Source organism: Flavobacterium sp. LC2016-13, assembly GCF_009707955.1.
Lineage (GTDB): Bacteria > Bacteroidota > Bacteroidia > Flavobacteriales > Flavobacteriaceae > Flavobacterium.
Genome location: NZ_WMDQ01000004.1, coordinates 384,220 through 398,170 on the forward strand (window position 1 = coordinate 384,220; position 13,951 = coordinate 398,170).

Annotated in this window: 15 protein-coding genes; 7 read left to right on the forward strand and 8 right to left on the reverse strand. The window is 29.1% G+C overall.

The window, feature by feature from the left end:
- The first annotated feature begins 76 nt into the window (after positions 1–76).
- Genes GKZ86_RS10950 through GKZ86_RS10960 form a run of 3 tightly spaced genes read left to right on the forward strand, consistent with a single transcriptional unit; the run spans position 77 to position 2,559 of the window.
- The gene (locus tag GKZ86_RS10950) at positions 77–760 is read left to right on the forward strand and encodes a cell division ATP-binding protein FtsE (RefSeq protein WP_154783149.1); all 684 of its coding nucleotides are present in this window, start codon (positions 77–79) and stop codon (positions 758–760) included.
- Positions 760–1,617, forward strand: a complete 858-nt coding sequence (locus tag GKZ86_RS10955; protein WP_154783150.1) for a glycosyltransferase family 2 protein — start codon at positions 760–762, stop codon at positions 1,615–1,617. The genes GKZ86_RS10950 and GKZ86_RS10955 overlap by 1 nt, the downstream gene beginning before the upstream one ends.
- A 6-nt stretch (positions 1,618–1,623) precedes the next feature.
- Positions 1,624–2,559 (forward strand): glycosyltransferase family A protein, encoded by a 936-nt coding sequence (locus tag GKZ86_RS10960; protein WP_154783151.1) that lies wholly within the window; start codon positions 1,624–1,626, stop codon positions 2,557–2,559.
- Here GKZ86_RS10960 and GKZ86_RS10965 read toward each other — a convergent pair.
- Together GKZ86_RS10965 and GKZ86_RS10970 are read right to left on the reverse strand one after the other, a co-directional pair.
- The gene (locus GKZ86_RS10965; RefSeq protein WP_154783152.1) at positions 2,546–2,959 is read right to left on the reverse strand and encodes an FdtA/QdtA family cupin domain-containing protein; all 414 of its coding nucleotides are present in this window, start codon (positions 2,957–2,959) and stop codon (positions 2,546–2,548) included. The two genes, GKZ86_RS10960 and GKZ86_RS10965, sit on opposite strands and share 14 nt — an antisense overlap.
- Positions 2,956–3,792 carry a glycosyltransferase family A protein gene (locus GKZ86_RS10970; protein ID WP_194632478.1) on the reverse strand — a complete coding sequence of 279 codons (837 nt, stop codon included), beginning with the start codon at positions 3,790–3,792 and terminating at the stop codon, positions 2,956–2,958. The genes GKZ86_RS10965 and GKZ86_RS10970 overlap by 4 nt, the downstream gene beginning before the upstream one ends.
- 167 nt (positions 3,793–3,959) lie before the next feature.
- On the opposite strand from GKZ86_RS10970, the gene GKZ86_RS10975 reads away from it, so the two are divergent.
- Genes GKZ86_RS10975 through GKZ86_RS10990 form a run of 4 tightly spaced genes read left to right on the forward strand, consistent with a single transcriptional unit; the run spans position 3,960 to position 7,923 of the window.
- A complete protein-coding gene (locus tag GKZ86_RS10975; RefSeq protein ID WP_154783154.1) occupies positions 3,960–4,847 on the forward strand; it encodes a glycosyltransferase family A protein in 888 nt (295 codons plus the stop codon).
- Positions 4,848–4,862: 15 nt separating this feature from the next.
- The gene (locus GKZ86_RS10980; RefSeq protein ID WP_154783155.1) at positions 4,863–6,485 is read left to right on the forward strand and encodes a hypothetical protein; all 1,623 of its coding nucleotides are present in this window, start codon (positions 4,863–4,865) and stop codon (positions 6,483–6,485) included.
- Positions 6,482–7,351, forward strand: a complete 870-nt coding sequence (locus GKZ86_RS10985) for a decaprenyl-phosphate phosphoribosyltransferase (protein ID WP_154783156.1) — start codon at positions 6,482–6,484, stop codon at positions 7,349–7,351. The genes GKZ86_RS10980 and GKZ86_RS10985 overlap by 4 nt, the downstream gene beginning before the upstream one ends.
- A complete protein-coding gene (locus GKZ86_RS10990) occupies positions 7,348–7,923 on the forward strand; it encodes an HAD family hydrolase (protein WP_154783157.1) in 576 nt (191 codons plus the stop codon). The genes GKZ86_RS10985 and GKZ86_RS10990 overlap by 4 nt, the downstream gene beginning before the upstream one ends.
- On the opposite strand, the gene GKZ86_RS10995 is transcribed toward GKZ86_RS10990, so the two are convergent.
- The 6 genes from GKZ86_RS10995 to GKZ86_RS11020 all read right to left on the reverse strand — a co-directional run bounded on the left by GKZ86_RS10995 (position 7,888) and on the right by GKZ86_RS11020 (position 13,944).
- Positions 7,888–8,976 carry an acyltransferase gene (locus GKZ86_RS10995; RefSeq protein ID WP_154783158.1) on the reverse strand — a complete coding sequence of 363 codons (1,089 nt, stop codon included), beginning with the start codon at positions 8,974–8,976 and terminating at the stop codon, positions 7,888–7,890. The two genes, GKZ86_RS10990 and GKZ86_RS10995, sit on opposite strands and share 36 nt — an antisense overlap.
- A gap of 27 nt (positions 8,977–9,003) precedes the next feature.
- A complete protein-coding gene (locus tag GKZ86_RS11000) occupies positions 9,004–10,218 on the reverse strand; it encodes an O-antigen translocase (protein WP_230328245.1) in 1,215 nt (404 codons plus the stop codon).
- 59 nt (positions 10,219–10,277) lie between these two features.
- A complete protein-coding gene (locus GKZ86_RS11005; protein WP_154783160.1) occupies positions 10,278–11,378 on the reverse strand; it encodes a DegT/DnrJ/EryC1/StrS aminotransferase family protein in 1,101 nt (366 codons plus the stop codon).
- A gap of 15 nt (positions 11,379–11,393) precedes the next feature.
- Complete coding sequence (locus GKZ86_RS11010; protein WP_154783161.1) at positions 11,394–12,371, reverse strand: GNAT family N-acetyltransferase; 978 nt, start codon at positions 12,369–12,371, stop codon at positions 11,394–11,396.
- A gap of 120 nt (positions 12,372–12,491) precedes the next feature.
- Positions 12,492–13,094 (reverse strand): trimeric intracellular cation channel family protein, encoded by a 603-nt coding sequence (locus GKZ86_RS11015; RefSeq protein ID WP_154783162.1) that lies wholly within the window; start codon positions 13,092–13,094, stop codon positions 12,492–12,494.
- A gap of 106 nt (positions 13,095–13,200) precedes the next feature.
- On the reverse strand, positions 13,201–13,944 hold the full coding sequence (locus GKZ86_RS11020) for an RDD family protein (RefSeq protein ID WP_154783163.1): 744 nt from the start codon (positions 13,942–13,944) through the stop codon (positions 13,201–13,203).
- Positions 13,945–13,951 lie beyond the last annotated feature (7 nt).

The window sequence follows — 13,951 nt, forward strand, 5'->3', positions numbered from 1 at the left end:
TTCTTCAGAAATGATTCAATTTTATTTTGAATCCAACCGTTATCTTATTACTTTTACCATTAAAATCACTTTTATTATGTCACAAACCGTACTATCTCTTAAGGAAGTCACTATATATCAAGAAGGAAGAAAAATTTTATCTCATATCAATTTAGATGTTCAGCATGGTGAATTCATTTATATAATTGGAAAAACAGGTTCCGGGAAAAGTAGTTTCATGAAAACTTTGTACGGAGACTTACCTTTAACAGAAGGTGAAGGCCATATTGTAGAATTTGATTTAGCCAATTTAAAAGAAAGTGATATTCCGTACTTAAGACGTAAAATCGGAATCGTATTTCAGGATTTCAAATTGCTTCCGGACCGTTCTGTAAAAGATAATATGCTTTTTGTTTTAAAAGCTACAGGATGGGTTGACAAAGAAGGAATGGAACGCAAAATTGATGAAGTTCTTGATAAAGTTGGTATGAAAGATTATATCAATAAAATGCCGCACCAACTTTCTGGTGGAGAACAACAACGTGTTGCTATTGCAAGGGCTTTATTAAATGATCCTGAATTTATTCTTGCCGATGAACCAACCGGAAACCTTGACCCGCAAACGAGTTCTGAGGTTCTGGAAGTATTGAAAAAAATCAATGCAAATGGAAAAACGGTTATTATGGCGACTCACGATTATGCTTTATTGATGAAATTTCCATCTAAAACATTAAAGTGCGAAGATGAAAGAATCTTTGAGGTGGTGCAACGCAGCGTGTAATGCTTTCTATTTTAATTCCTGTTTATAATTATAATGTTTTACCGCTTGTAAATGAGTTAGTAAAACAGTGTAATTCTGTTGGAATTGATTTTGAAATTCTATGTCAGGACGACGCTTCAAACTCTCAGGAGAATATTTTAAACCAAGAAATTAATCTTCTTCCAAATTGTTCTTTTTTTGTAAATGAAAGCAATTTGGGAAGAGGGAAAAATATTAATTCGTTAGCTCAAAAAGCAAAACACGATTGGTTATTAATTTTAGATTGCGATACATTTCCTTCCCAAAATGATTTTATACAAAAGTATATTGATATAATTTCAAATTTGAAAGATAATATCATTTTTGGAAAAATTATTTATGAAGATGTAAAGCCCGAAAATGAGAAGCTTTTACGCTGGATTTATGGCAATAAAAGAGAAACGGTTTCAATTTTGACTTCTAATTTATTAATTAAAAAAGATATTTTTCTACAATACCCTTTTGATGATTCTATAACAAAATACGGTTATGAAGATTTGCTTTTTTTCTCTGTTTTAAGAAAAAATCATTTTAAAATTTCCACAATTGAAAACCCAACTTTTCATATAAATTTAGAAACTTCTATTGTTTTTTTAAACAAAACCAAAACTGCTTTAGAAAATCTTGTTTCATTATATCGTTCCAATAAAATTTCTAAAGAAGATAGCAAAATCATTAAAGTTTTTGAATTTTTGAAAAAACTAAGATTAGTCGAATTCTCAGTTTCTGTTTTCAAAAAAAATAAAACAGAAATCGAGAAAAATTTGCTGTCTCAAAATCCTTCTTTGTTTTTATTCGACCTTTATAAATTGGGCTATTTTTGTAGTATAAAAAAATAATCAGTTATGGCATTTTTCTCTATTGTTATTCCATTATACAACAAAGCTGATTATATTGAAGACACTTTAAAAAGTATCTTAAATCAAACTTTTACAGATTATGAAATTATTGTAATCAACGATGGATCTACAGACGATAGCGCGACAAAAGTGCTACAGTTTAATGACAATCGTATACAGCTTTACAATCAAAAAAATCAAGGCGCATCTATAGCAAGAAATCTTGGAATTGAAAAAGCACAATATGATTATATTGCTTTTTTGGACGCAGATGATTTGTGGATGCCTAATCATTTAGAAACATTGAATGCTTTAATTCAAAATTTTCCAAATGTTGGAATTTTCGCCTCGCGTTATGAATTAGTATTTAAGAATGGAAAAAATTACATTCCGAGATTTAACGGAATTTCTGCAGATTTTGAAGGTATTATTACAGATTATTTTGAAACCAGTTTAAATAATCCTGTAGCTACATCATCTTCAATTGCAATTCCTAAAGATGTATTTAAACAAGTAGGTTATTTTAAACCTACTATATCAAGCGGACAAGATGTTGATATGTGGATTCGAATTGCATTAAAATATCCTGTTGCAATAAGCAATAAAGTTACAGCTTCTTACTTGCATTACATTGAAAACAGTCTTTCGAAAACGCCGATATTAGATAAAAATTTAAAAGATTTTAATGACTATAAACAACAAGAAGAAAGTAATCCAAGCCTAAAAAAATATCTTGACATTTATAGAATAGAATATGCGTTGCAATATAAAATTGCAGGAGAGAATAAAAAGTCGAAAGAATTATTCAAAAACATTTTGAAAGAAAATATTCCTTTCAAAACTAAAATCATCTATTTATTACCTAGATATATACTAATCTTTTTGTTGAAACTAAAAAAACTTTTGAGAAAAAATGGTTTTAACTTTTCTATTTATCAATAGAGTATTTAATAAACTCATCAAAATCTCTAATATAATCATCTTCAATATAAACTTCTGAAGCAACTACCAAACAAATTGAGCCCGAAGAAAAATTTCTAAGCTCTCTCCAAATCCCTGAATTGATTAATAATCCTTCAAAAGGTTTGTTTAAAGTTATAATTTGTTCTTCTGTTCCATCATTTAAAACAACATCGAAACTGCCGCTTAAAGCAACCAAAAACTGCTGAAGATCTTTGTGCGCATGTCCGCCACGTTCTGACCCTGTTGGTACATCATATAAATAATAAACTCTTTTTATATCGAAAGGAACCGTGTCATTTTCTATCACAGAAAGATTTCCTCTTCGTTCCTCAATTTTTGGGATATTTATAATTTGCACTCCGTTATCTTTTATTTTCATAATTGCGTTCTTTCAAATTCTTTGTGTCCCTGTTTTGCACTTTTAAAAAGATTTTTGATATCGCTAAAACTTATTTTATGCTGTTTTAAATCAAAAAATAATTTAATCAATATCCAATAAACATATTTCTTTTTAAAAACCCTCGAAAATAAGGCTCCATGAATATAATATCTTTCTGCTATATTTTTTTTATTTGAGGAAGTTTGATTCTCATGTTTTGCAATTATCTCAGATTCAAATGCAAGTTGTCTCTTTTTTTCTTTCAAATCGAATAAAAAAACAGCTTCCTCTCCTATTTCGAAAATTCCTCCTAAACCAAATTTTTCATCAAATTGAATCTTCTCTGCATGAATAATCGATTTATTTAATGTTATTTCTATTGAACTTGTGTTAAGGATGTCAAAAATATTCAGGCTGCTTTTAGGATTTAGAGGATATTTTTTAATCAAATTTCCTTCTGAATTTACAACTGAAAAATTTATTACGGCCGCTTCTGGAAATTTGTGGTAGGCATGGATTATTTTGGTTATAAATCCTTCCTGATAAACAATATCATCATCAGCAATTACAAGAATTTTTCCGATCGCATTTTCAAGAGCTAAATTTCTGCTTTTAGATAAACCTTTTCCAAATGAATTTATAACTCTGACATTCGAAAAATCCGAAGTTAAAATTTTATCATTTAGCGTTTGGTTTACAATTAAGATTGAAAAATTAGAAAAATGCGAAAACGGAAACATTGGAACTAAAAAATCTAATGAATCCCGATTCATTGTTGAAATTAAAATTTCAACATCAGTTTCTTTAAAAAAGTTCTCTAATTTATCTTTCATATTAGAAACAAATATAAAAATACTAAACAGAAAAGAATGCATTTAAAAATTTGCCTTTTAAATTTCATGAAAACTTAATATGGCATTAAATAAAATCTTGCTTTAAACCGATATAATATTTGCTATTTTTGGTTGTTTTTAAAGCACAACTTTTTCGATTATTTTTTATGCAAAAATCACCATTAGTCAGTATTATTTGTTTGTGTTACAATCATGAAAAGTTTGTTATTGAAGCACTGAATTCAGTAATAAACCAAAGTTATAAAAATATTGAACTTATTATTGCCGATGATTTTAGCAACGATGCTTCTGAAAAAGTTATTGAAAACTGGATTGAAAATTACCCCAATATTATATTTATTGCAAACGAAAGTAATTTAGGAAACACCAAAACTTTTAATACTGCTTTGCAATTCGCAAAAGGAGATTATATAATTGATCTGGCTGCTGATGATATTTTATTACCAGATTGTGTTGAAAAACAGATAAATACTTTTTTAAAATCTGAACAAAAAAAATTAGGAATCGTTTATGGAAATGCAGAAATAATTTCAGAAAACAACACACATATTAGGTATTATTATAAGGCCGATACTGATAAAAAAGCATTAATAAAACCGGCATCGGGAGATATTTATCTGGCAATGCTAAATCAAAGCAGTATGATTTGTTCTGTTTCTTCGATGGTAAAAAAAGATGTTCTGGAACAATTAAATGGCTACGACGAAAATCTGGCTTATGAAGACTTAGATCTTTGGATTAGAACATCCAGAAATTATAATTTTGAGTTTATTGATGCTGTTTTAGTTCAAAAAAGAGAATTGGAAAACTCGTTAGGAAATCAGTTTTATAAAAAATTCAATTCGCGAACCAGAAAAATAAACCATTCCAGTTATCTTGTTATTAAAAAAGCAATTGCACTAAATAAAACTAAAAATGAAAATAAAGCACTCTTAAAACGATTGCATTATGAAATGACAAAAGCTTATAAAACCTTTGACCTTTTGTTGTTACTAAAATATATCCCATTAGAAATTAAATTACGATTGTTTTAAAACAAGCATTTCAACATGAAGTTACTTTCTTACCGAAATTTATTTTTTATAATACTTGCTTTTTATTGCTTGATTTTAAGTCAGTTTGGACTTGAAAACTGGGACACTGGTTATATTCCAAGTTTTTCCTGGAGAATTATAAATGGTCAGGATGTTTATCAGGATTTCATTTATAAAGGTCCGCCTGTCACCCTTTATTTTCATGCTTTCTTTATGAAAATACTTCCTCAGGAAGGTCAATTTTTCTTTATCAGGATTATTTCTTATTCATTATTTTCTCTGCAGGTTTATTTTACCATTTCAGGTTTTGACGCTATTTACAATTTAAAGAAAATAGGGCTTGATAAATGGGCTTTAATAATAATTTGTTTCATCGTATCAATTCATAATTTTGGACCTTTCCCGTGGCCTACTACAGATGGCTTATTATTTGCTTCAATTGCTTTTTGGTTAATGTCAAAAAACACAGGAAACATCAATATAAGGCTATTTTTTATTGCTCTCTTTTCTTTATTATCTGCACTCACGAAACAATCTTTTTATTTAGTTCCAATACTATTTACAGTTTGGGTTTTCATCAATTATAACTTAAAAAAAGCCGCACTTTTTACATTCATTTTAGCTCTTTTCTTTGCTGCTTTTATATATTGGATCACAAGCATAACTACAATAAATAATTTTCTGGAACAGATAACGAATCAAACCAAATTTTCTGATTTAATTAAAACTGGTTTCATTTATTACATCAAATGTTTTAGAAATAAATGGATATTACTGGCTGTTTTTCTATTCCCGTTATTAAATAATTTTACCGTTACAAGAAAATTACAACTTCTTAAGATTAGTTATTATCTAAAATGGCTGACATTTTCATTTTTTATAGCAAGTCTTTTGTTTCACTTTTTTGACGATCAGCGATATGCATCTGTAATATTTTTTAATTGTTGTATAGTTGCTTTGTTTTTCCACTATTTTGATAAAAAAGAAACATTAGTTTTTTTTGCTCCAATAATAGTTTCTTTGGTCATTGCGTGGTCAACTTCTATAAGTCTTGGATATCATTTTACGATTCTTTTTTCGACGGGAATGATCATGAGTTTTGTCGTTTTATATTATAAAGACTTGAGGACAATTCTAAATTCAAAATATTATTTTTTGTTGATTGCAATATCAGTTTGTCTGGTTTCTTTTACTTCTAATAAAAAACCTTATAGAGACAGTTCTATATCTGAATTAACGTATCGCTTAGATTCGATTTCACCTAAATTAAAATATATTAAAACCGATAAGGATACATACGAGCAAAATTTAGAATTAAAACAATTGATTCAAAAATATGGGTCCAATTTTATTGTTGCGCCAAATACTCCAATGGCCCATTATATATTTAATACACAAAGTAAATTACCCGCAGATTGGATAATATCTACCGAGGTTTTAAACAAAGAAGATGCATTTATAAAACTTGCATCAGATAAGAAAAATTATATTTTTGTAGAGCGCGCTTATATTGATGGCGAAAATTTAATGGGAGAAGTTTTTACTTATAGTAAAGTGACTCTTTTTATCGTTAATAATTTTAACCGCATTGATCAAACCAAACACTTTGTTATTTATAATTCATTAAAAAATAAATGAAAAACTATCTGAATTTAATTCGATTTGATCAATATTTAAAAAACTTATTTGTCTTTGCGCCTCTTTTTTTCGGAAGAGAATTTATATATTTCGATTTACTGCTTAAAGTTTTCCTTACTTTTTTATGTTTTTGTATTGCGTCAAGCGGAATATATATACTTAATGATTTATTTGATATCAAGGAAGATAAAGCTCATCCCGAAAAATCGAAAAGACCAATAGCATCCGGAAAAATCAAACCACAACGTGCTATTTATATAATGGTTCTGCTGATTATAACATCATTATCATTTTCTTTTTTATTATCTATAGAATTATTCTTTATAATTACTTCTTATATTTTACTTAACTTTTTATATTCAAAATGGCTCAAACATATTGCTATTCTTGACATCAACATCATCTCAATTGGATTTGTACTAAGGCTTCTCGCCGGAACTGCTGTTACAGAAATAATACTCTCTATCTGGATCTTATTAATGACTTATCTTTTAGCATTATTTTTGGGAATTGCAAAAAGACGAACCGATGTCGTTTTGGCACAAGATGGTCTGAAAATTAGAAAAAATATCGAAGGCTATAATATTGTTTTTATAGATACTATTTTGGGAATTTTAAGCTCAATGATTATTGTTTGTTATATTTTTTACTGTATTTCTCCCGAAGTTCAGAAACATTACAACTCACATTTATTATATGTTTCTATAATTTTTGTTATAAATGGTATTTTTCGTTATTTAAAATTAGCATTGGTAGATCAATCCACTTATTCGCCAACTGTAATTGTTTTAAAAGACAAATTCATTCAAATAATGATTCTGTGCTGGATTCTTCTAATGAGTTATCTGTTATACTTTAACAGATGAAAACCATAGTTTTTTTTGATTTTGACGGAACGCTTTATAAAAAAGACAGCCTGCTGGAATTTACTAAATTCTCCCGTGGGAATATCTCTTTTTACAAAGGTTTATTTTGGCTTTCTCCTTATCTTATTGGATTAAAACTGAGATTATATTCAAATGAAAAAGCGAAGATTAAATTTATTCGTTATTTTTTTAAAGATCATAAATATGATGATTTTAATGCTTTATGCAGAAACTTTTCTCGAACAAAAATCGAACAAAATCTTGATAAAGAAACCTATGCAAGATTCCTGAAACATCTTGAAAACAATCATTTGGTGTATATTGTAACGGCATCAATGCCAGAATGGATCGAACCATGGAGTAATCAATTTGATGTATCTGTAATTGGAACAAAAATCGAAGTTCAAAACAACTTATTAACTGGTAATTTTTCGACCAAAAATTGCTTCGGAATCGAAAAGGTAAACCGAATAAAAGAGATTATAAATCTTGATGAATTCGACGAAATTCATGTTTATGGTAACGGAAAAGGAGATTTAGAAATGCTGGCTCTTTCTAAACTTTTTGTTTAAAGGTGTCTCTACATACAAATATAAAAGAATCGAAACCAGGTTTAAAACCACAAATTCAAATAAAAAATTGGCTGATATTTTATTTAATAGGGTAATAAAAACTCCAAAGTGAATAAGATAAAAACTATATGAACTCTTCCCTAACAATACAAATAGGCGACTACTCAAAATCTTTGACAAAAAAGTTTTCTCGCTAATCAATCCCCAAAATAAAGGAGCAATCCCAAGCAAAGGCAATATTAAATTATTAATTAATACGCCCGGATAACAGTCTTTTCCATCACCGTTTCCTATTTTTAAAAGCATTAATAAATAAACACAACCAATTATAACAGTCGTTCCTATCGCAGTAAAATATTGTGTTTTAAAACTATCCTTATATTTTCTCACCAATAATGCTAATCCAATACCAATAAAAAACTCGGTTATTCTGCCAAAAAAAGTAAGATTGAGCATGAACAAATTTGTTTTCATTAATCCAAAAGTTTTAAAACCATACTGATTTATTTCATTAAAAAAATAAACTAAGAACAATCCTAAACCAATAAAAACTACTGGAATAATAAAGAGAAATATTCTCTTCTTTTTTATCAGAATAAAAAACAGAGGTGCCAAAATATAGAACATTTCTTCGACTGTAAGCGACCATCCCTGACCAATTCCTGAATAAATATAATCCTGAAAAAATCCTCTTAAAAATGTGATATTCAAGAAGTATATTTTTAGGTAAGTTATACTATATTGTGCTTTATAAATCCCAAAACAAATAAATGTAATTGTTGTAAGTATAAAATACATGGGGTAAATTCTGGCGAATCTTTTCTGAATAAAGCCTTTAAAATCAATACGTTCGTAATCAAAATACTGGTAGCAAATTAAGAAACCGCTTAAAACAAAAAAAATAGTAACTCCAATATGCAATTCATTAAAAATATCGAAAGCAGTTGTACTAAAAACAGGATGATGCAAAAAGAAATGATTCAAATAAACCAAATAAGCGGCAATTGCCCTTATGCCTGTTAATGAAGTAAAGTATTCTTTTTTAATGATCATCCAATATTTAGGTTTTATATGTTCTAACTAAAACAAACTCTTTCTAAAATACACACAAAGTACCATCAAATAAAGGAAATTATCAAAAGCTTGCGCCATAACAACTCCTTCAATTCCGAAAATACGAATAAAATAAATGCTTGAAAAATACAAAACAGCAAGTGATATTAACTCTGAAATTATAAAGGCAATCGTCATCTTTTTAGCCAAAAACTGAAATCCCAAAATCAAAGAACATACTTTAAAAACATCTCCTGATAATTGTCCTAAAAACAAACTTTCGACAGGAAGAAAATCAGTTGTAAAAAGTAGTTTTATGATAAAAAAGCGTAAAAAATAAATTATCGTAACTCCAATAATAAAAACGGGTAAAATGGTTTTATAGTAACTCCAAAATATAGATTTAGTTTCTTGATCTGTCTTTGCATTTGATAATTTCGGCAAAAAATAAACACTTAAAAGAGTCGAAACAAATAACAAATAATAAGATGAAATTCTTGTCATCGTTTCCCAATATCCTGCCTGATCAATTCCTAAAGTTTGTATGACGTTATTCCGGATTGCAAGAAAAACAAAAGGTCCAAAAACAGCCGAAACCAACGCCATAAAAGAATAAGACGATAAGTTTTTTATGATTCTAAAATCGAATAATCGAAATCGGATTGTATCAAAAAAAGCAATTTCTTTATTAATGAAATAAAACGTTACGAAAAACAATAAAGCTGGCGAAATAACAACCGCCAGTAATGCTCCTAAAGTTTTAAATTTTAAAATCAATAATACTGAAACCAATAATCCGATCGTATTGCCAATACAGTTAATCCAGATTACTTTTTTGAACTTTCCTAAACCATTAATTACAGCAAGCAAAAAAATCGAAATAGCATACCAGGGCAAAGCCAAAGCCAGTATTTTAAATACTAAGGAAAATTCAAAACTATCACCAAAGATTCTGTTATTCCAGAAAGAAGCCAGAAAAAATAAAAATCCGCTTAAGACTATTACAACTATTAATACTGTTATAAAAACTGTCGCAATTATCTTTTGAAGTTCGGTTTTATTCTTTTCATTTTCCGCAACATATTTCACAATTCCGCTTTGGAAACCCAATGTCGAAATACTTTCCAGTGAAGTCAAAAAATTACGAAGATTCCCAACCAAAGCCATTCCGCTTGGGCCAACAAAAACCGCCAATAGTTTTGATGTAATTAATCCAATGCCAATTTTTAATATTACACTCAAACTGTTTAAAGAAGAGATTTTAAACAGGTTATTTTGAGTATACTTTTTAAGGAAGTTCATTAGTATTTATTAATAATTTCAATAACAAAACTAACTTCTTCCTCTGTTAAAACAGGGCTTATTGGTAAACTCAAAACTTCATTATGAATTTTTTCTGTAATAGGAAATGATAAATTATTCCACCCTAAAAATGCTTTTTGTTTGTGTGGCGGAATTGGATAATGAATTACGGTTTGAATATCATTCTGCGCTAAATATTCCTGCAAGGCTTCTCGATTTTCAGTTCTAATCACAAACAAATGAAATACATGATTATCTGAAAAATCCCAAAACGGAAGCACTATTTTGTCATTTTTAATTTCAGATAAATACCGTTTTGCAATTGCGCGACGTTTATTATTATCGCTATTTAAATTTGGCAATTTCAAATTCAAAAATGAAGCCTGAAGTTCGTCTAACCTTGAATTTACGCCAACAAATTCATTATGATATTTTTTTTCAGAACCATAATTACGAAGCGAAAAAAGCACTTTTGCCAATTCTGAATCGTTTGTCGTTATCGCGCCGCCATCGCCTAAAGCTCCTAAATTTTTTCCCGGATAAAAACTATACGCTGCAGTTATTTCTTGATTCTTACTTCTTGCTTCTTCATTGCTGATTGCTCCATGTGATTGAGCTGAATCTTCTACAATAATCAAATTATTTTGATCTGCAATTTCATTTATCTTTTCCATTTCAGCCAATTGTCCGTATAAATGAACAGCTAAAATAGCTTTTGTTTTTGGAGTGATTTTTCTCTCAATCAGATCAGGATTGATGTTATAAGTTTCTAATTTCGGCTCGACCAAAACTGGAACTAAATCTGCTTGTAAAATGGCTAGAATACTTGCGATATAAGTGTTTGCCGGAACAATAACTTCATCGCCTTTTTTGAGTTTTCCTAACGCTATATAGCCTTTAAAAATCAAAACCAAAGCATCAAACCCATTTCCTACTCCAACGCAGTATTCTGTTTGAGTATATTCTGCGAAAGCCTTTTCAAATGTTTCCAATTCCTTCCCTAAAATATACCAGCCATTATGCAAAACTGTTTTCAATTTTTCTTGAAAAGCAGCTTCATAAGGTTCGTTTATTTTTTTAAGATCAAGAAATGATATCATTTTACTTTTTAATTGTTAAACAAAAATACCATTTAACTTGCTATAATTTGCCGTATCCAATTCATAGAAATCATGAACTATTGTGCTTGCTCCAAAACTTTCTTTCCAATAAGACAATCCTTCGTTCAGATTTTTTCCCTGATTTTCATTTGAAATGCCAAAATCAAAGAATCTCTTTTTAGTAAATCTTTCCTGAATTAAGTATTGAAATAAAAAATCTAAACTTCCCAGATTTTCCTGATTCTCGTTTTTTGAAATGTACTGAGAATGCGCTACAGTTTCTGTTTCAAAAACAGTAGTCCCTCCAACAATTTTATCTTCTAAATAAACATTAAACTGATGAATGTTATCAGGGAAAAGAGTTTTCAATTGATTCATTTCTGCTATAGAATGAACAGGTTTTGCATTATGTTTTGTCTTTAAATTCGGAATTAAAATCTCATTCCAAAATAATTCAAAATTGTTTTCTTCTTTAATTATCAATTGATTTGAAATCCCTTTTTGAAAACTTCTTTTTCTAATTTTTGAAATCTTATTTTCCTGTAATAAATCAATAACCGAAAGCGAATCTCGTCGTATGAGTTTTGCATCTGCCAAAAACAAAGTATATAAAATTTCATCCGCAGGTTTAATGTGGTAAATCGACGGAAGCGTTTTTAGATATAATTTTTGAAAGTTGTATTCATTCAAAAAAAGCAAAATAGCCTGAAAAATTTCAATTACTGATTTTAATTTCGTTCGTTCGTTATAAACCAAACCTCCATAAGTTAATCCCTGATGAGAATATACAGAATTATCTTTTTTATTGGCCGGTAAAACGGCTTTCAGTTTTTGATCTTCGAAAACTAAAAGTGAAAAATCCTCAAACCGATCCTGATGATATTCCATAAAATCGCGATGAAACAAAAACGTTGCATTTTTGGCCTGAGCAATAAAATCATTCCAAATTTTATTGTCGTTTTTATCGTATTTCTTTATGGTGTATTTTGTCATTTTTTACTTTTTCTTTTTGCCACGAATTTTTGCTAATTTTATTTTTTTCTTATTCTTAAAAAGAATATTTTCATTAAGCTAATTAATTCGTGCTCATTCGCGAAATTAGTGGCAAAAAAACTATTTGTGATCAAATGCCGGCAAATACCATTTGAATTTCACTGCCATTAATCGGACTGAAATAATAACAATTGACGTTACTAAATACAATATATCATCTTCTAAATTCAGTTTTTTCAATACAAAAAATACAATTCCGCCAAAAATGCAGATTGTTGCATAGATTTCTCTTCTAAAAATAGTTGGGATTTCAGTACACAAAATATCTCGAATAACGCCTCCAAAACAAGCTGTCATCGTTCCTAAAGCAACACAAATTATGGGATGCAAACCAATAGAAATTCCTTTTTCTAAACCAATTAAAGTAAAAACACCAAGGCCAATTGTATCGAATAAAAATAGCGAAGTTCTGAGTTTATCAAACTTTTTTCGGAAAAGAATAGCAAGTCCAAAACCTAGAATAATCACGTAAACATATTGCAGATTCATCATCCATCCTACCGGAGTTCTGCCTATCAAAACGTCACGCAATGTTCCGCCGCCAACTGCTGTAACAAAAGCAATAATAAAAACCCCAAACGGATCCAGTTTTTTATGCATTGCCGTTAAAGCTCCGGACATGGCAAAAGCCATTGTACCAATAATATCTAATAGGTGAAACATTTTTTTTTAAGGTTCTAAGTTGCAAAGGCACTAAGGTTCTACGGTTTTAGTAGTTTGCTTTTTATTTAATTGCTTGTTTTATTTTTTATTGAAATTGCCATTTCAACTACATGTTTTGTGTGTAAAAATTGTAATCTTTTAGAACAATTCGAAGAAAATCTTTGTCGTTTCCGGATTGATTTTTAATTCCCGTAACATTTTCAATTTTAGAAACTAATTTCTGTATCGTTTCATAATCATTTTTAGCTTCAGCTCTTTGAAACGTTTCTTTAATGATTCGCATATCGTTGTCAGATAATTTTATAACCAAAGGATAAGTAGGTACATACGCGTTTCCTATTTCTTCAAGAATGGTGTGGCTTATATTAATTTTATTTTTTAAAGTAATAACGGCAGTTCCCGCAACCATATCTCCTAAACGCTGCCCTTTTTTACTTGAAATCACTGTTATTATAGCTACAATTCCGTAGAAAAATGAAACATCAATAATCCTGAAAAACCAACGCATTAAATAATCACCAAATCCAGCTTGGTAACCATCAATTTTTACCACTTTTATTTTGACAATTTTTTTTCCGAAGGTTTGTCCTTCAAAAAGACTTTCTAAAGTTATTGAATAGATGATAATGGGAAAATACAGAAATAAAATAATTGATATTCTGGACCATGAATCAAGTGTATCGAATACTTTGCCCAAACGCAGCCAATAAAAAAAGATTAGCGAAACAACGATTCCATAAGCTACTTTTATAGCAAAATCAATATAATAAGATCCTATTCGTTGACCAACGGATGCTGCTATAAAATTTATTTTAACATTTTGCGTCGTATTAATTGATAATTCTGACATATTTTAT